Here is a 19398-nt window from a genome sequence, read left to right as displayed (position 1 = left end):
TCTTGTTTACAATTATTTCTAATGAATTTGCAAATTTATAAGATTAAGTAGAAAGACAAAAAATATAAAAACTACGCTAAATTACGTATTGTAAGAAATTAAAAATTAAATAAAATTTGTATATTACTGTTAATAATCAATTAATTATGAAAAAAAAGAGCCTTTTAATACCTTTTTTATTATCACTACTGACTATTTTTTCTTGTAAAAGTGAAAAAAAAATAGTTAAAAGTGATTCTTTAACATTACCTGCAACAACATCTGCACTTGCAACAGTTGAAAAAAGTGTAGAAAACTCAACTAAGAGAATAGATTACAGGCAATTTCAAACATCCGTAAAAAACCAAGGATATAGAGGAACTTGTACAGCATTTAGTGTTGCTTCTATTCTAGAAATATTACCTGGTGTTCCTGCAGATATTAGTGAGCAATACATTTATGGTGCTTTAAAACATTCTCAACCAGACAAAACTTTTAGTGAAGGCGATTTTTTAAAAAATTATATTCCATCATTAAATCAATATGGTTTTATGCATGAAAAACAATTACCATATAATCCTAATAAAAATAAATGGAACGATGATGATACAGAATTTACAAAAGTTATTAGAGGTGCACATTTGGGTAAAGTATCATTATATCTTTTAAAATATTATGCAAAATATAGTCTTACCAATACAAGTCAGTTTCGCTACTTTGGCTATAACCAAGCCTCTAATCCTGAAACTATTAAAAGCTTATTAGATAGTGGTGTTAAATCTGTGGCAGTAGTCTATTCAAATATTCATGTACCTACTTGGGTAAAAGGTGCTTGTAATACTAATTCTCCTATAAGTTTAAACTCCGTGATTAATGTAATTATTGATGGTAAGGAATTGTCTTATAATGATGCTAAAGTAATTTATAAAGGAGATATAATTAATGCTATAAAAACTCAGAAAGTTCCTAATAAGTTTAAAGATGTAAAAACAAATTATGGCGGACATGCTGTAAATATTGTGGGTTATAATGACAAGGGATTTATATTTAAAAATTCTTGGGGAGAAGAATGGGCAGACAAAGGATACGGCTATATTTCTTATGATTTACACAGACTTACTTGTCATGAAGCGCTTACTATAAGCAATGTAACTTTTATAAAACCAAAAAAGAATATTATAATTAACAAGGTTCCTGAGTTTTATTTAAAATCTACATTAAGTAGAGAAAAAGGCCCAAAAGGAAGAAAACACTTTCAGCTTTCAATTTTTACTTCAGATGTAATGTCTGATCCTTTAATTAACAGTGTAACCTATAGTGTTTATGGTAGAAATTCAAAATTAATTGCTAAAGAAATTGCAAGTGTAAATAATACAGTTTATGATAATTCATTTACTGTAGATCTCTATAAAAATGGTGAATTAATGGAACCAGATTTATTATTTGGAAAACCAGTGAATGTTGTAGCAGAATTAAAATCAAGAAATAATGAAAAAAAAGTATTCTATTTTAATGATGTTTATTTTAAAACAGCAGAATATAAATCGTCAACTTTAAAGAAAGTAAGTAATTTATTACGAATTGGTAATTGATAAAAAACAGAAAAGTGAATTTTAAAAAATTTTTCGATACAAATTTAAACAAAGTCAATTGTCCCGAATGCGGTTTAGAGCAACCTAAAATAAGAAAGCCAAAAGGTTGGCAAGAAATTTTATGGGGAGGAAATACTTGTAAAAACTGTGGTTGTAAAATGGATAAACATGGTCATAAAAGAATTTTAAAAAACGAAACATTCAAAAAATGAAAAATATTATTGTATTTCTAATTGTATTTGTGTCAATGTCTTTTCAATCTTTTTCACGGGATGTTATTGTTTCTAAAAAAGAAAGAAAGGGGCAAAATGAAAAGCTAACAAAGCAACATAAACAAACTAATAATAATAGCAATAAAATTCTAAACTGGTTAACTGTTATTGGTAAACCTATGGATAGTGAAGAAGTAAAATTGCTAACTAAAAATTTAGGAACACCAAATGAACTAAATGACATTGATAAATTTACCCAAGGATATTTCAAATTAATTATTAAACCTTATAGGAGTGAAGGTCTTAGATTAGGTTTTAATAAAAACAACAAAAAAACGTTAAAAACAGTCGATTTTTTCCCTAAAAACGAATACTATCAAGAATGTAAAACATATTTGCCAATGGGTTTTAAATTTACAGATTCACCTAGAGATTTAAAAGCAAAATATAAGAACAGTATTCAAGTTGGAAAGACTTATTCAATTTTTGTTAGCCAAAAAAAATATCCAAATCTAATATTTAAAGTGTTTTATAAAGAAAATAAAATTACTCAAATAAGTTTTACCAAGCTAAGTGACTCAGATAAAAATAAACTACTTAAAAAAAGAACACTGAAAAAAGTAAAAACAAAAACAAAAACAGAAGATAATTCTCTTTGTGGCTGTTATAATAAAATATACAATAATTATCAAAACAATTATTTAAACCTTACCAGTAAAAAAAGGAACAACAATAGTTTAGGCCAAGAATGGGATGCAAATTTTGCTATACCAGCTGTTTTTAGTGATTATACTATAGAAACAAAGTATGGGAAATTCCAATTAGAATCTTACAGAGGTCTTGATTTAAAAAAGGCAAATACAGCAATAGTACAATTATATAATAATTGGTATGCCTGTAGATTTAATAGTGGTAAAGAGTTTCAGTTTATAAAGGAAGTAGAAGATTTAAATAATAAAGACCATACAAGTAAAAAAAGAATTTTCTATTTAACCACAAAAACAGATAATTTATTGATAAAATTCAATTTGGGAGGTTCATATTCGCATAATAAAAATACAAATAAATTTGAAGAACTATTTGAAGTGTCAGTTTCGTTTATCAACATAGATAAAGGTGACAAACAAAAAGTAATAAATAAAATATTAAATAATTAATCTAACCTATAAAATTAAATATTATGAAAGTACAAAATTGGATGAGTTGGGAAGGTGGAGTAGATTTAGTAGCCTTATCAAACGAAAAAATGGAAATGCCAAATGTAATAGTTCATTTAGCAAGAATGGTTCATACACCAGTTGGCTCTGCGCCATCAGGTATGTTGTTGTTGCCAAATGAAGATGGATCACCAAAGGTTATGGGATTTATTTCTACCAGTGAAAAAGTTGGCAATTATTTTGCTAAAAATGTTTTTGCAGGCACTCCATTTGAGCAAGCACCAACTATTATTGGTAAAATAAATGTAAATACAGATATGCCAAATTTTGCTGAAGTAACAGTTGAAATTAAAGGTTTTAATGTGCATTTAAAACTTTCAGATTTTGGTGAACTTACTAGAGTAAACAGGCAATCGCCTAATTTACCATTTCATGATGATTCCTTAGAAGCAGAAGCAAAAACAGTAGCATTAACAATAAATGGAGTATCTACACCCGTAATTGTTCCACCAATGGGAATGAGTGGTGGACCAGCAGTTGTATATTCTGCAACAGGTGTCTATTCTAGGTAATTATTTCAACTAATTTTTTTTAAAATGAAAAAGGGATCTATTAATTTATTAATTATTGTTTTACTATTAAAAACAACATTATCATTTGCACAAGATGCTCTTTGGTTAAATGCTTTAGGAAAAACAGAAGATAGTAAAGAAATACAATTAATTCATGAAAAATTTGGTAAGCCTGATACACCAAAAGAGAACATGAACGCTTTGTTTTCTCAAATGTCTGGTGATATTAATGCTTGGTATAGTAAAGGATTAGTATTAAGTTTTCCTCATAATGAATATGAAATGCTAAGGACTATAACTTTTTATAATAACGATAAAGAATATAAAAAATTTACTCATAAACTGCCATTTGGTTTGAGCTTTACAGATACACCAGCTACTTTAAAAAGTAAGTTTAGTCATGTAAAAAAAAGTAAAAAATATGAAAATACTTATGAAATAAAATTTAGCCCAGAAGCGTTTCCAAATTATTATTTGCATTATAATTATAATCAAGGAAAAGTAATAAATATTCAATTAATAAGAGAAGATTACAAGTCGTTTAGTCCGTTTAAAATCGATAAAAATGGAACAGATTGCGAAATGATTGATGCAATATTAAAAGATGCAAAATATAATTTCACCCATATTAGAGATGAGAAAAACAGCGAAAATTCTTTTGATAAAGAATGGTCAAGCCTACTAAATCCATCATTCTCAAAAAAAACAACCATCGAATCCAATTTAATATATTTTCTGGTTTATAAGGGATCAGATTTAGACTTAGCAAATAAAATGCTTACAGATAAAAATTTAGAGTTTATAAATTGTGTAAAGGAAAATGGTTATGTAATTACTATGGAACCTCGTGATACTGAAACGTCAATAACTTTTAATTCTGAAAATCAAGATTTTGAAATTATTACCTCAATGGAAATTGACTCTGAAATAGTTAATGGAGTAGTTAGTGACATTTACACTTGTTCAATTAAAATTACCAATTACAAAGAATATGATGGATGCGAACTCTTTGATTTCTTATATGAAAACTCTAAATCCGATTTTAGATATTTAAAAAAAGACTTGTTAGAAAGAGGCCTAACAGAAATATGGGACACGAACATTACAACTTTTAATAGAACAGAAATAAGCATTAAAAATAAGTCAATTAAAATGGCAATGTATAATGGTACCAGTCTAAAAGATGCAAATTCTGCATTAGCAGCTATTTATTTTAAATGGGACAACTGTAAAAAAGAGATTGATAAACCTTTTATATTTATTGAAGATAACAATACTTTAGACAAAGCATTTGGTTCACGAATAATTACTTATGCCTCTTATGATGATATTTATATCAGATTTAAAATTGATAAAAATATTAATACAGACAAAGCTAAACCAGAAGATAAATATAATTACACAACTTCAGTTTCTCTTTATCATAAAGAGTAAAATTGAAAGCCTATAAATTCATAATATCATAAAAAATATATAATATGATAATCTTAAAAAACAATTCCACAAGCTTTTTGGTACTAATATTTTTTATAGTCGCTATTTCTTGTAAAAATCAAACAGCAGAAGGAAATCAAGAGACTAAAAAAATAGAAAAAATTGAATATTTCAATAAAAATGATAATTCAATAGGAATGACAGAGTTCTTTGATAAAAAGGGTAATAAAATAAAAATTATTAACCATTCTATAGAATATGGAGATAGTAAAACGGAGTTTTTATATGATACAAACAATCGATTAACTGAAGAAAAACAATTCAATACAAATGGTGAATTAAAAAAAGCTGAATTTCATGAATTTAAAGCAATTAGTGATCAGGAATTTATGGAATCTATTTATCAAACAGATAATTCTGGTGAAAAAAAATTGAAAAAAGAGATTAAATTAGAAAATAATGATACTGGAAATTTATCAAGAAAAATAATTAAATCTGATTATGGTAATTGGGAACACAATTATAAATACCATACAAACAGTAAAATGAAAGAAGAAATTATTATCGGATATAATGGCACAGAAAAGGTAATACTATCATATAATGAAAAAGGACTAAGAACTGAAGAAAATATATTTAGAATTAAAAAATCGGATGATAAATTTACGTTAGAATTAACCAATAATTGGTATTATGATAAAGACGGAAATGAAGTAACAAAAGACGGTAAACCTATGGTAAATAATGAAATTTTTACAAAAAAGTATACTTATTATAAGTAACATTACTAGTCTTTAAAACAAAGAATATTCGTACTAAGTTAGAGTAATTTGTATAAAATTCAGAAGGAATTTTCTATCGATTATGAAAGTTTACTAAATTAGTTCCTTAACCGAACAATTAACCATAAACAGCAGAAAAATCTTCAAAAAACAAGAAATTAGTTTATTTTTTAATAAACCTTTTTTGAATGATGGTTTTTGAATTTGATAAGTGTAAAATATACATTCCAGGATTTAAGCTAGATATGTCTAAAGATTTACTATCAACAGAGGTATTGTAAATTAATTTACCAATTAGATCATAAATTGATACCGTTTGAAAACTTTCAATATTATTGAAGTTAATAGAATCTATGGCAGGATTTGGCCAAATACTTATCTCTTTTTCTGAATGAATAGAATCAATACTTAAGGTTGATGCTTCATAAACTCTTATCTCATTTAAGCTAATCCAAGAACCAGTGTAATTATCTGCTCCAGAAACTGTAATTTTTATAAAACGCCCAATAATTCCTGGAAATTCATTTGTTATTGGGTTTAATGCTGTTCCTGGTGAAGTATTATTAGATCTATCTACAATATCTGTATAAGTTCCGTTTTCTGTATCAGAAATAGAAATTTTAAATTGATATGCTCTATCATTATAGCAAATCAATTCTGTTCTGCCTACCGAATACATTTGCCCTAAATCAATAATCGCAGATTGTGGAAACCCAGAAACAGACCATCTAGTAGATGTAGAACCATCTACAAGATTAGCAACCACATTATCTGCATCATGCGTGCCTGTTCCTGTTATTGTTTTATTGAAAGCTAAATTAGTGCCACTTGCGTTTTCATAAACATGTATAATACTAGTATCTGTAAAAGAACCATCAACAGTAGTAACTGTTATTATTGCAGTTCCTTTAGAAACTCCTATTACTAAACCTGTTGCACTAATTGTTGCAATAGATTCATCTGAACTGCTAAAAGTTACATTAAAATTACTTGCATTAGATGGACTTATATTTTCAGATAATTGGTAAGATTCACCTAAAGTAAGATCTAATGTAGCAGGTGATAAAGTAACACCACTTACGCTTACTTCATCATGTTTCACAGAAAAATCATAGACTAAAACTTCTCCATAATTTTCAGGATCATTAGTATCACTTCCTTCTTCATCAGGATTACTTTGTGTATAGTTTCCAACTTTAAAGTAAGTTTCATCATAATTCAAATCCAGCACATAATGGCATTGATGATTCTATGGTGCTAAGGTTAGAAGATTCTCACCTATTTTTATCTTTTAATGGTGGAAAATTAAGAGACGATATCACTATTAAAACAGATTACACCTTAGGTTCCATACATGAAGTAATTTTTAAAGTGATTGATGGCAAACATTATTGTTATTATTCTGAAGATGGAAATTTAAAAACAGCCTATAATAATGGAATTGCTGCATCTTATTTAATAAAAGATAATGGCAATGATTATCTTTGTTACCATGAATTTGAGTTGCCACTAAATGAGATTTATTAATAGGCAAATGTGTTATAGCTTGTTTAACATACAACAAATGTGAGCCTTCTGTGGTCCAATAAATATCAGCACTACCATCGGCAACTCTTTCTCTTAATTCAGATCTTATATAACTAGAATTAGTTGTTGTTCCATTGTCATCTCTAATAGGTGCGTAAAATACAATAGCATCACCAGAATTATTCAGATAAAAGTATTCATTATTAGGCTCATCACATAAAGATTTTTCTTCATTTCCTGTAGGATACGTAATTTTCCATTGTTTACAGTTTTCCATTAAATCTGCTGGTTTTTGAGCAAAAATGTTTGAAATGGATACGCATATTATAAATAATATGTGTAAAAAATATTGTTTTTTTAAGGTATTATTTCTCATTATGTTTTGTAAAAATAGCACTAAATGATACACTGTTATTTTTAAACTATAAAATTGGTTAACCAATTTCTTGATTGCAAATTAATGAAAAAAGATTGAATAAATGAAAGAATATTTTTTTTTAAAACATTTATATATCAATATTTTAAAGTGAAAAAAAAATTAAATTATAGTAATTTTACCTACCACAGACCTTGCACAAACTTAGTAGCTAAGTTTTATAAAAATAGATTTCAATTAAATCTTCATAGAATTACCTGGTAATAAAACTTTTATTTCTTCCCGTCTTACTTAAAGAATAAACCTAACTTCGCGGGCTCTAAAATAATTACAAATATCAGTAATTATACAAATTACAATTCATGAATATTTACAAACAAATTGAGGCAGAAATTAAAGCTGCTTCAAACATAGTTATTACAGCACATAAATCTGCAGACGGAGATTCCATTGGTTCTTCTTTAGGATTGCTTTATTTTATAGAAAAATTAGGTAAAAAAGCAGTTGTTTGTCACCCAGACAAAGCACCAGGCTTTTTAGATTGGTTAGATACTTCATCCATTATTTTAATGGAAGAAAACCCAGCAGAAGTTACTGCACAAATGCAAAAAGCAGATTTAATTTTCTGTTTAGATTACAACGCAACCAATAGAGTAGGACCAGAAATACAAGTTTTATTAGAAGAAACAACTTGTAAGAAAATAATGATAGATCATCATTTAAATCCTGAAGAATTTTCTACAATTACGGTTTCAGAAACAACAGCTTCATCAACATCACAATTAATTGTAGATTTCATAGAGCAATCTGGTCATATAGACTTGTTAGATGAAAAAATAGGAACGCCTTTGTATTTAGGGATTTTAACAGATACAGGTAGTTTTAGATTCAATTCTGTAAAACCAAGAACACATGAGGTGTTGGCTAAAATTTTAGCGGCAGGAGTAGAGCACCATTTAATTCACGAAAAATTAAATGATACGAATACAGAAACTCGTTTGCGTTTACAAGGATACGCAATGAGCGAAAAATTAGAAATTTTATACGATTATAATGTTGCCATTATTTCGTTGTCTAAAGAAGAATTGGCAAAATATCATTATAAAAAAGGAGATACAGATAGTTTAGCAAACCTAGTTTTATCTATAAAAGGCATGAAAGCTGCTATTGTATTTACAGAAAGAGATGGAATTATGAAAATTTCTTTCCGTTCTAAAGGTGCAGAAAATCCTGTAAATGTATTGGCAAAAGAGCATTTTAACGGAGGAGGTCATGCAAATGCTTCTGGTGGTATGAGCGATGTATCTGTGGATGAAACCTTAGAAAAATTAAAAGGATTGATTCCGCTGTATTTTCAAAAATAAAAAGGAGAGGCTTTTAAAATAGAATAAAAAAGAATGAGGTTTTAGCTTTAGAAAAGGTAAAACCTTTTTTTATGACTTTATAGAAGTTTTTTGGTTTTTTAAACCTTTTTTATGCTTCCCATTTGGTTGTATTGTAGTTATATAAGTTAAAAATATGGTGTAAAAAATTTGTTTGTTTCTTAACTCAAAAAAAGATATCTTCGTTCATTACCACTGTAAGTTGCTGTTTATGAATCTGTTTTGATCTTAAATTTAACGTGATTTTACCTGTAACTTTGTAAAAAAATAAAACCATGCCACGTGCAACAACCATAGAAAACGTTTTAAAAGAGCTAGATATTATTATTAGTGAAAGTATTGCTAATAATAGCAGAATGGGCTTGTTTGCATATATTTATAGACGTACAACTGCTGAAATTGCTTCTGAAATAGCGTTGGGTAATTTTGAGGATAATGAACGTTTAGAAACCTTAGATGTGGAATTTGCTAATTTATATTTAGATGCATACAAAGCGTATAAAAATAACCAAAAGCTAAGTGCTTCTTGGACTTTGGCCTTTGAGAATGTTACTGAATCTTTAACCATTATACAGCATATTATGTTGGGAATGAATGCTCACATAAACCTAGATCTTGCTGTAGCCACGGCAACAACTATGTCTGGTAGTAAAATTATTGATATTGAAAATGATTTTAATAAAGTGAATGATATTCTTTTTCAGATTACCAATGAATTACAAGATCGTCTTAGTAGGGTTTCACCTTTGCTGTTCTTGCTAGATTTGATAGGCAATAATAATGATGAAAAGATAATAGACTTTAGCATGCGTATGGCTCGTAAGCAATCTTGGAATGCTGCAAACCTACTTTGGTCATTAGGAGATAACCAAAATGAAAACGCAATACATAAATTAGATCAAGTTGTACTTAAAATTGGCGAACATATTAAAACACCCAAAACTAAAATGGTTCAATTTTTTCTGAAGTGTATTCAAAAGTTTGAAACAAAAAAGGTAAACAACATCATTACTAAATTAAAAGAAGCCTAAATGTTGCTTTTTTAATGAGGCTCTTATCACAGGTTTTTTTCAACCTTAAACATAATTTTATTGAAAGGAATTTTAAAATAACTTATTTTTTTAATGCAAAAGAAAACTTCATATTTAAAACTTCCTTTTCAGTTTCACCAAGAGAAATTGGTAAAAGATTTATCCTTAATTCTTGATAAAAATTGGATTTCACATTTTAATACAACAGGCTATAATGGAGATTGGAAAGCTATTGCGTTGTATGCACATAATGGCGATGCATCAAATATTTTGGCGCTTTCCACAAGAAAACCCTTACTAAAAGAGACGGCTATTTTAAAAGAATGCCCTTATTTTAAAGAAGTTATTGATTCTTTTAAATCCCCAATAGTTAGTGCGCGCCTTTTAAGATTAGGTGTTGGGGCAGAAATAAAACCGCATAGAGATTTTGAATTAGGGTATGAGAATGATCATTTTAGAATCCATATTCCTATAATTACAAATAAAGACGTTCAATTTATTTTAGACAATAAGCTGTTAAAAATGTTACCTGGAGAATGTTGGTATACCAACGTAAATTATGTGCATTCTGTAAAAAACGCAGGCGCTATAGATCGTTTTCATTTGGTGATTGATTTAGAAAGAAATAACTGGTCAGACAAGTTGTTTTTTTCTTTAGCACCAGAGGAAAGCTTTGTACCAGAAGCTGTTAATGAAGATTCTCCTGAAGAAATAAAAAAAATTATTGAAGAATTAAAGAATGTAAACGCACCTGTTACAAATCAATTAATAGCAGAATTAGAACATAAATTAGCTGTACTTCAAAAAAAATAAAATCTAATATTTTTATAAGTAGAGTTTCCATAGTTAAAATTTGTTAGCGTCATTTTATTACCCCTATTTTCTTTAAGAATAGATATAGATTAGTTAAAATTTTCTAATCAAATTCAAACAAAGCCAAACAAAATCTTCAAATAATTTCAAATCCATGAAACTTTGATTATTTTTATCGAAATTTAGGAAAATGAGCGAGCAAGAAGAATTTTTTGAATACATCAACAAAGGGTACCAAACAAAAGGAGATTTTATAGCATTAGGTGCGGCAATGTTAGGAGAAGAAACCATAACAGATGCCATTGTAAAAATTCCACTTAAAACCTTAAACAGGCACGGTTTAATTGCTGGTGCAACAGGTACAGGAAAAACCAAAACGCTGCAAATTTTAGCTGAAAATTTATCAGAAAAAGGAATTCCTGTGTTGTTAATGGACATTAAAGGAGATTTGTCTGGTTTAGCACAACCAGGAGCTGATCATCCTAAAATAGAGGAACGTCATGCAAAAATTGGTTTTCCGTTTGAAGCTAAAAAGTTTCCAATAGAGATTTTAACAATTTCTGAACAAGATGGTACAAAAATGCGGGCTACAATATCAGAATTTGGACCTGTATTATTATCAAGAATTTTAGATTTATCAGAAACACAAAGCGGCATTGTTGCCATCATTTTTAAATATTGTGATGATAATAAATTTCCGTTGTTAGATATTAAAGACTTTAAAAAAGTACTACAATTTGTAACCCAAGAGGGTAAAGAAGAAATTCAAGCAGAATATGGGCGAATTTCATCATCTTCTACAGGTGCCATTTTGCGTAAAATTGTAGAAATAGAACAACAAGGTGGCGATTTGTTTTTTGGTGAAAAATCTTTTGACGTAGAAGATTTAACAAGAGTAGATGAAAACGGACGTGGAATTATTTCCGTATTGCGTTTAACGGATATACAAGACAAACCAAAGTTGTTTTCAACCTTTATGTTGCAATTATTAGCAGAGGTGTATGAAACATTTCCAGAACAAGGAGATAGCGGCAGACCAGAATTAATTATCTTTATAGATGAAGCACATTTGGTGTTTGAAGAAGCTACAAAAGCCTTATTAAGTCAAATAGAAAGTATTGTAAAATTGATTCGTTCTAAAGGAATTGGCTTGTATTTTGTAACACAAAATCCAAAAGATGTGCCAGAAGATATTTTAGCACAATTAGGTTTAAAAGTGCAACATGCCTTACGCGCTTTTACTGCAAAAGATAGAAAAGCAATTAAGTTAGCGGCAGAAAACTACCCAGATTCTAAATATTATGATACCAAAGAAATACTAACTCAATTAGGTATCGGAGAAGCCTTTGTATCCGTATTAAATGAAAAAGGAATTCCAACTCCCTTGGCAAGAACCATGTTAAGAGCACCCATGAGTAGAATGGATATTTTAACAGATAAAGAGTTAAAACAAGTAATAGGTAATTCTAGATTAATACATAAATACAATCAAGAATTAGATAGAGAAAGCGCTTATGAATTGCTAAATAAGAAGATTGATAAAATTAATTTAGCCGAAGAAAATGCCATAAAAGAAGCAGCAGAAGAAAAAGAAAAAGCAAGAGAACAAAGAAGTAATAGAACTGTTTCTAGAAGAAGTACTGCGCAAAACCCTATTGTAAAAGTACTTACAAGCGCCACTTTTATAAGAGCCTTTTTTGGTATTTTAAAAAAAGTAATAAAATAACAAATTAAAATAAAGAACGTTAATTATACAAACGTAAACCAATTTACAATGAACAAAAACAACATTTTAACAGTAGCAATTGTGCTATTTTCTTGCCTTTTAGTAGGTTGTGGAGACAATAATAAATTTAAAATAGAAAAAGGACAGGTAGGTAAATTAACCACAAAAACTACAGTTAAAGAATTAAGTGAAATTTTTAAAAATGATTCTATCGTTAAAAATTTAAGCGAAGGCGCCTTAGGAGATAAATATTTTCAAGATGATGATGAATATGTAATTTTTGAAAAAGGAGGGAAGCATTTGTTAACCATTATGCCAAAAGAACAGTTAGATTCTACGTCTACCATAAAAAGTATTCAAATTTTCGATCCACGTTTTAAAACAAAATCGGGCATCAACCTAACTTCTAACTTTTCAGAAATAAATGCCAATTTTAATATCAACAGAATAGAACGTACTTTTTCTTCAGCAACCTTATTTTTAGACGATTTAAACACCACAATTACTATAGATAACGAAGAATTAGGTTTAAAAGGATATAGTTCAAAAAAAGTTACCAAAGAGCAAATACCAGATTTGGCCAAGATAAAAAGCTTTATCGTTTGGTTTAATTAAGATAATTTTTTGGGCGTAACCACGCAAAAAAGCGTGGTCGCGCTTTCCGCTGTATCTTTTTATGCAGATAAAAATCTACATAAAAAGGATGCCGCTTCAATCGCTTACGCAAAACCAATCTTTATGAAAAAAAAATATACCATTCAAAAAAATCCTTTTGTAGTTCCTACTACAGATGGTAAATTAATTGAAGAACATTTTGGCAATGCAACAGATAAAAACTCAGCAATAAGTATTGCACACATGGTTGCACCTTCTGGTTGGTCAGAGCCTTTTCAAACTCCAGAATTTGATGAGTATACCTATATCATCAAAGGAAAAAAACAATTTATTATTGATGGAGAAACGATTGTTTTATCAGCCGGAGAATCTATTAAAATAGAAAAAAACACCAGAGTTCAATATTCAAATCCTTTCACAGAACCTTGTGAATATATGGCAATTTGTTTGCCTGCTTTTGCAATGAATTTAGTTCATAGAGAAGAAGGTTAATTAGTATTTCTCTAAATCTAGTCCTAAATAAATACATTTTAGATTCGCGCCAGAGTTTATCTTGAGCCTTTATATGCTCATTAAATTGAAACTCTTTTTAGACTTAAACTCAGTAAATTGAACCGTATTTAATGTTGCTTTAAAGTTATTTAAAGTATACGTATTACAGCAAGAATTTGATATATTCTTAAGCATATTTTTCTGTAGTATTTTTTTTATTTTAAGAGAAGAAGCATTGTGCGAATAGTATTTCTTCATCAACTTTAAATAATTTTTAACCGGAGATACTAGAATAATTTTTTTAACCGATTCCGCAGTATTTCTATCTTGTGTTAATCCTAAACCAGTGCAATAACTACCTTCTTTTTCAGTAATAATAAGTTCAATATTGTTTTTTTCTACAAAATGAGCAATATAAGATGCGTATAATTGAGGATTAAAAATAGCTTGACCATTTTTTATACCTTGAGGAGCTTCTATAACAAATACATTGTTTCCTTTTTGTTGTAGATCTCTTGCGGTTTTAAACCAAACGGAAGGAGTTTTAGTCATTCCTTGTACACAAAGTACATTTTGTCCATTTCCATTCCATTGATAAACAGGTGTTTTAATATTTCTGAACTGTTCGAAAAATAAGGAATCATATTCACCTTTGTTTGTTTCTGTTGATTTGGAAAGTATAAAATTCAAATCATGCAGTTTTTCTGACTGATAATTTTTAAATGATAATTTTTGTTTAACAATAGAAAAAATACTCTTTCTTTCTGTCTGTAATTCGTAGTTTGAGATAGCTAATGTTTCCATGATAATCATTTTTTTAAGATTTAGTATTGTTAGTGGTTGTATGAATATGTTTGCTAAATAGCAAATAAAGAATAAGAATTAAAGGTGATAAAACACACAAAAAATTAATGACATGTTTTATAAATGGATACCCCAACACGTTTAACATATTAAGAATAATTGAAAAAGTGATCACAATTAAAACGCATATCGATGTTACTATGTCTATGTGTTTAACTTGAGCAGCACAAACACAGCCCTTTAACAATGTTTTTTGTAAAAAAGTAATTAAGGTAAGAAAAGAACCCGAAAAAAGTGTGGATACAATTCCTGCAAAAAATGCCGAAGTATAAATGGAACTAAAACTATTAAGCGTAGATGATTGTGAAAACTCAATATTATTTAGCGTAAAACAGCACCAAAGACCACTTAAAACAAATAAATAATACAGAAAGTTAATTGTGCAATATTTTAGTAAAAACTCAAAACATATTATTGTTTTGTTAAAAAAAGTCAATTCTTGGTTTTCAGAATGCTGTTTGTTTCCAAAAAAGTAGCTTTTTAAGCTTCCATTATGTAAAAAGAATCTAATGTTTTTATCAAAGTACATGAGTAATGCAGATAAAATACCCGCAATAAAAGCTGCAGGTAACGCAAACTCTATAGAGATTGTATAATTGATGTAAAATGAAATTAGAATGGCAGAAAAGCCAAGTATCATTCTTATATATGACATTCCAAGGTTATGATAATCAATAAAAACATACGGTAAATTAGTAATCCTAAAATTTTGTTTAAGGAAGCCTGATATGGATCGTATGTTTTTAGTTAAAGAAATCATGTTGTTTGTTTTGGTTGGTCAAAATTAACTAGATTACGAATAAAAAAGTTCAGGAAAACACCCCTTTCCGTTTAAGACTTCTCCTCTTTTTTTATTCAGGACTATGCCTGTTCATCAATATAGATACCGATTATATTGGCAAAAAGAAGGTTTGTTTTGAAGGTGTTTCTTCTTGATTGACCTTCTTTTTTTATAATTAGTTTTTTACAGAAAAAGGAAAAAGACTTGTAGAATAGACATCTCCTAAAAATATATTTTTATAAAACCAACGATCCTTAAGGTTGAGTCATTAGGGTTATTTTGTTAGTTTCATTTTGACTTTCGTATCAAAAAACAAAAAATAGGTATTTTAGATTTCCGCGTTCGCGGGAAAGATAACTTGAAAGGCCACCTTTGGTAAGAGACTAGAGGAATTCTTTTCGATTAACATTAGATATAGTTTAACCTGTTACGGGAATTTTACTAATGCTAGGTAATAATATAGATGAAGTTGTAGCAAACTTAGAACAAGTTGTAGTGGCTTTTAAAAGTTAAATGAGCGTTAAAGAAAATAGTGCTGGTTCCGTTTTAACGTTAAGAATTGATGTGTCTGAGGTTTCTAAAAGGATTACAGAAAATATAATTCGTTTATTAGTCTCGAAAAAAAATAGACCATATTTATCCGCTGATTACATTTATTGGTTCTATTTTTGAACCCTTTTAGTAAGTCTGTTTTTAGTGATTGTAAGAATATTTAAGAAAGAATTTGGTGATGTTGTTCAAGAAAAGTCTATTCAGTAGAATTAGCTTTCTTTTTTATAATATCGGCTTTAAATTTTTCGAGTTTCTTATTTTTCTTTTTATCAATATAATGTCTTAAAACCCCACCTTTTACACTGTTTACATCAAATTCAACAATAAAAGCATCTGGATCTATCTCATGTATTATTCTGTACATTTTTTTTATATCTATTCTATTAATAATAGTATGGATAATATCAAAATCTTCAGATTTTCCTTTACTACCAAAACCAGAAGCACCTTTATATACTGTTAAACCTGTACCAAGTTCTTCTAGAATGGCAATTTTGACTAAATTAAATTTTTTAGAAACAACGGTAACTCCAATAAAATCTTCAAAACCTTCAATGACAGTATCCGTAACTTTTGCAGCAACAATGTATGTAAGAATAGAATATAAAGCCACTTCTACAGAAACTACAAATGCTGTGATGCTGAATAGAATGATATTAAATATCATTACAATTTTTCCAATACTGAGTCCAAATTTATCATTTAAATAGATACCCAAAATTTCTGAACCATCTAAAACAGAACCATTTCTAATTGCAATTCCTATACCAGATCCAACCAAAAGTCCTCCAAAAATGGAGATTAATAATTTGTCATTTGTAATGGTTTGAAAGTTTTCAAAATGAATAAATAAAGCAACACCAAGAATACTTATAATAGATTTTACTACAATTGTTTTAGAAACCGTAAAATAACCTAGAATCAAAAAAGGAATGCTAAAAATCAATAACAAGTAAGACATGTTAATGTCTACTTGAGTTCTTACTAAAAGAGCAATTCCTGTAACGCCACCATCTAAAAACCCATTTGGCAATAAAAAAGCTTTTAAGCCCAAACTGGTAAGTAAAATTCCAATAAATATTTGAAAATATTCGGTGAAATAAGTAATCCCTTTTTTACGATTCATTCAGTTATTTTTTTCTTTCGCAAGCCAATAAAGTGTTTTTTAATAACATGGCAATTGTCATAGGACCAACGCCACCAGGAACTGGTGTTATAAAAGCTGCTTTTTGTGAAACTTCATTAAAAGCAACATCACCCACCAATCTAAATCCATTTTTTCTAGAAGGGTCTGCCAATCTAGTAATTCCCACATCAATAACGGTAACATTGTCTTTTACCATATCTGCTTTTAAAAATTCAGGAATACCAATAGCAGCCACTATAATATCTGCTTGTAAAGTAAGTTCTTTAAGGTTTTTAGTTCTACTATGACACATAGTTACTGTAGCATTTCCCACCTTTCTTTTTTGTGATAATAAAATACTCATTGGGCTACCAACAATATGACTTCTACCTAAAACAACAACGTGTTTCCCAGAAGTTTCTACATTATATCTCTCTAATAATTCTAAAATTCCGAAAGGAGTTGCAGAAATAAAAGTGGGTAAGTTTAATGCCATTTTACCAACATTGGTTGGATGAAAACCATCTACATCTTTATCAGGATCTACAGCCATTAATACTTTTTGCTCATCAATATGCTTTGGCAAAGGTAATTGAACAATAAAACCATCTATATCATTATCAATATTTAATATGGCAATCTCATTAAGCAATTCTTTTTCCGTTATGGTTTCTGGCAGTCGTAATAAAGTAGATTCAAAACCAACACGCTCACACGCTTTCACTTTTGCATTTACATAGGTAATACTTGCACCGTCATTACCTACTATAATAGCGGCCAAATGTGGTGTTTTTATACCTTTTTCTTTTAATTCTTGAACTTGCGAAGCTATTTCTTCTTTAATGTCTGCAGATGTTTTTTTTCCGTCTAATAAAATCATGTTTTCTTTATGATATAGATAATAATTGTAATGTTAAAATTATTGAATTGTTTTAATATAGTATACTTATTTTCTAAGATATTTAGTTCTTCATCTGTTAAATTATACACAGAGGCGTAAAAAACATAATTGTTCTTTCCATTAAATTCTGCAAAAGATCTTTGATCTCCGCTAAAATCAATGAGGTCTAAAGTAGTATAATTTGGAAAAAAACTACCTACATTTTCTACATTAATTTTTTCAGAATTCAGATAATCAATTGCTTTTAAGCGTAAAGAGTGATAGGGTACATGTCCTAAAGTAGCCCGCCAACCTTGAGATAAAGTTTTAGGATATATCCAAAGATTTCCAGAAACTAACCCTATAAAAAGCAATGTGTATATTACTTTTTTTGATGTGTAAAACTCGTTTAAAATTAAAAATGCAAATAAATTAAAACAAATATACGAAACTATAAAATATCTAATGCCAACGGAATTAGTAACACTTATAATAGTTAGTATAATAAAAATTACTGCACTTATTGATAATAAAATTAGTTGTTTATTCTTTTTAGATTGTACTATTTTTTTTCCGAAAACAAAAAAGCTTATAACAATAAATAGCATGATAAAAATTCTACCAAAATCTAAGTATCTCCACACTAAAACTATTAAATTTCTGATAAAATAATTAAAATCTGCAAAATGCCATAAACTGGTCCAAGGAGATTCTGGGTGCGTTTGCAGCCATCCTTTTGTGAACAAACGCCAACCTACAAACAGAAAAGCAGGTAAACTTGTAACAGCATAAAAAAACAAAAATTTGAATGTAATAATGCTTTTCAATTTTTCCTTTTTAAATAAAAATCTATTGAGAATATCAAACAAAAAAATACCCGCAAAAAGCATCATACTTCTATACGAGACAATACTTAAAAAGAATAAGCCAATAAATTTTAGTGAAGTTTTATTAAAAAATAGTGCATTAATAACTAAAAAAAAGAAAAATAGTGAAATAATTTCCATATTCACTAAAACGAAACAAGTAGATAGTGTTGGGTCTATAATAATTAATAGAAATGCTAGAAATTGTAATACCTTGTCTTTTATAAAATAACCTATAAATTTGTGTAATTGGTAGAAAAAACCAATTGTAAATGGCAACATTGCCAAATGAGAAACCCATAAATAATGTCCGAATAGTTTCCAAAAAACAGCCAAAACAAATCCTAAAAAAGGAGGGTGACCAGGATCAAAACTATCTGGCATTGTCCAATTAAATATGGAATTATCGTACAATTGATTACCCATTCTAGTTCCAAAAAGAATGTCATCATCAAACATGCCATAATTTTTAGAAACTAGTAAAATAACTACACCAAGAAATACAAAAAAGAGATTTTTCTTTTTTTCAGAAGCTAAAAAAGATTCTAAAAATGTACGTATCATTATCAATATGAAAAATAAAAAAGCATTTTAACTCTAAGTGAGATATAAAATGCTTTTGAAATACTATTTATTATT

The 19398-nt window shown here is 28.5% G+C and carries 19 protein-coding genes; 12 read left to right on the top strand and 7 right to left on the bottom strand.

Going from position 1 to position 19398, the window contains the following annotated elements; translation table 11 throughout:
• Window positions 1-146 precede the first annotated feature (146 nt).
• From ACSHW5_RS08880 to ACSHW5_RS08855, 6 genes are read left to right on the top strand one after another with little or no spacing between them, the layout of a single operon-like run.
• A complete protein-coding gene (locus ACSHW5_RS08880) occupies window positions 147-1571 on the top strand; it encodes a C1 family peptidase (RefSeq protein WP_435675766.1) in 1425 nt (474 codons plus the stop codon).
• 14 nt (window positions 1572-1585) lie between these two features.
• Window positions 1586-1783: a hypothetical protein gene (locus tag ACSHW5_RS08875; protein WP_435675765.1), complete on the top strand. Its 198-nt coding sequence runs from the start codon at window positions 1586-1588 to the stop codon at window positions 1781-1783.
• Entirely contained in the window at window positions 1780-2940 is a 1161-nt protein-coding gene (locus tag ACSHW5_RS08870) for a hypothetical protein (protein ID WP_435675764.1), read from the top strand. Before ACSHW5_RS08875 ends, ACSHW5_RS08870 begins: the two co-directional genes overlap by 4 nt.
• A 23-nt stretch (window positions 2941-2963) precedes the next feature.
• Window positions 2964-3512, top strand: coding sequence for a hypothetical protein (locus ACSHW5_RS08865; protein WP_435675763.1), 549 nt, complete (start codon window positions 2964-2966; stop codon window positions 3510-3512).
• Window positions 3513-3536: 24 nt separating this feature from the next.
• Entirely contained in the window at window positions 3537-4946 is a 1410-nt protein-coding gene (locus ACSHW5_RS08860; RefSeq protein WP_435675762.1) for a hypothetical protein, read from the top strand.
• 44 nt (window positions 4947-4990) lie between these two features.
• The gene (locus ACSHW5_RS08855) at window positions 4991-5728 is read left to right on the top strand and encodes a hypothetical protein (protein ID WP_435675761.1); all 738 of its coding nucleotides are present in this window, start codon (window positions 4991-4993) and stop codon (window positions 5726-5728) included.
• A 163-nt stretch (window positions 5729-5891) separates the two neighbouring features.
• Here the strand turns inward: ACSHW5_RS08855 and ACSHW5_RS08850 are convergent, their stop codons facing one another.
• A complete protein-coding gene (locus ACSHW5_RS08850; RefSeq protein ID WP_435675760.1) occupies window positions 5892-6959 on the bottom strand; it encodes an Ig-like domain-containing protein in 1068 nt (355 codons plus the stop codon).
• 135 nt (window positions 6960-7094) lie between these two features.
• Window positions 7095-7532 carry a polysaccharide lyase family 7 protein gene (locus ACSHW5_RS08845; RefSeq protein ID WP_435675759.1) on the bottom strand — a complete coding sequence of 146 codons (438 nt, stop codon included), beginning with the start codon at window positions 7530-7532 and terminating at the stop codon, window positions 7095-7097.
• A 461-nt stretch (window positions 7533-7993) separates the two neighbouring features.
• Between ACSHW5_RS08845 and ACSHW5_RS08840 the strand changes: the two genes are divergently transcribed.
• The 6 genes from ACSHW5_RS08840 (at window position 7994) to ACSHW5_RS08815 (ending at window position 13690) form a co-directional block, all read left to right on the top strand.
• Window positions 7994-8995 (top strand): DHH family phosphoesterase, encoded by a 1002-nt coding sequence (locus tag ACSHW5_RS08840; protein WP_435675758.1) that lies wholly within the window; start codon window positions 7994-7996, stop codon window positions 8993-8995.
• A 293-nt stretch (window positions 8996-9288) separates the two neighbouring features.
• The gene (locus ACSHW5_RS08835; protein ID WP_435675757.1) at window positions 9289-10044 is read left to right on the top strand and encodes a DUF5995 family protein; all 756 of its coding nucleotides are present in this window, start codon (window positions 9289-9291) and stop codon (window positions 10042-10044) included.
• 93 nt (window positions 10045-10137) lie between these two features.
• Entirely contained in the window at window positions 10138-10857 is a 720-nt protein-coding gene (locus ACSHW5_RS08830; RefSeq protein ID WP_435675756.1) for an aspartyl/asparaginyl beta-hydroxylase domain-containing protein, read from the top strand.
• Between the two features lie 190 nt (window positions 10858-11047).
• Window positions 11048-12583 (top strand): helicase HerA-like domain-containing protein, encoded by a 1536-nt coding sequence (locus ACSHW5_RS08825; RefSeq protein WP_435675755.1) that lies wholly within the window; start codon window positions 11048-11050, stop codon window positions 12581-12583.
• 48 nt (window positions 12584-12631) lie between these two features.
• Window positions 12632-13198: a hypothetical protein gene (locus tag ACSHW5_RS08820; RefSeq protein WP_435675754.1), complete on the top strand. Its 567-nt coding sequence runs from the start codon at window positions 12632-12634 to the stop codon at window positions 13196-13198.
• A gap of 123 nt (window positions 13199-13321) precedes the next feature.
• A complete protein-coding gene (locus tag ACSHW5_RS08815) occupies window positions 13322-13690 on the top strand; it encodes a cupin domain-containing protein (RefSeq protein ID WP_435675753.1) in 369 nt (122 codons plus the stop codon).
• Between the two features lie 69 nt (window positions 13691-13759).
• Here ACSHW5_RS08815 and ACSHW5_RS08810 read toward each other — a convergent pair whose 3' ends face one another.
• The 5 genes from ACSHW5_RS08810 to ACSHW5_RS08790 form a co-directional block, all read right to left on the bottom strand.
• Complete coding sequence (locus ACSHW5_RS08810) at window positions 13760-14494, bottom strand: hypothetical protein (RefSeq protein ID WP_435675752.1); 735 nt, start codon at window positions 14492-14494, stop codon at window positions 13760-13762.
• Window positions 14495-14507: 13 nt separating this feature from the next.
• Complete coding sequence (locus ACSHW5_RS08805) at window positions 14508-15209, bottom strand: hypothetical protein (RefSeq protein WP_435675751.1); 702 nt, start codon at window positions 15207-15209, stop codon at window positions 14508-14510.
• Between the two features lie 874 nt (window positions 15210-16083).
• Complete coding sequence (locus tag ACSHW5_RS08800) at window positions 16084-17013, bottom strand: YitT family protein (protein WP_435675750.1); 930 nt, start codon at window positions 17011-17013, stop codon at window positions 16084-16086.
• Between the two features lie 4 nt (window positions 17014-17017).
• Window positions 17018-17893, bottom strand: coding sequence for a bifunctional methylenetetrahydrofolate dehydrogenase/methenyltetrahydrofolate cyclohydrolase FolD (gene folD, locus ACSHW5_RS08795; RefSeq protein ID WP_435675749.1), 876 nt, complete (start codon window positions 17891-17893; stop codon window positions 17018-17020).
• Complete coding sequence (locus ACSHW5_RS08790) at window positions 17890-19323, bottom strand: hypothetical protein (protein WP_435675748.1); 1434 nt, start codon at window positions 19321-19323, stop codon at window positions 17890-17892. The genes folD and ACSHW5_RS08790 overlap by 4 nt, the downstream gene beginning before the upstream one ends.
• Window positions 19324-19398 lie beyond the last annotated feature (75 nt).

The sequence above is a fragment of the Polaribacter sp. genome (assembly GCF_051251875.1).
GTDB lineage: Bacteria > Bacteroidota > Bacteroidia > Flavobacteriales > Flavobacteriaceae > Polaribacter.
The sequence above is the reverse complement of the archived record's forward strand: the minus strand, read 5'-3'. Positions and strand labels throughout refer to the sequence as shown.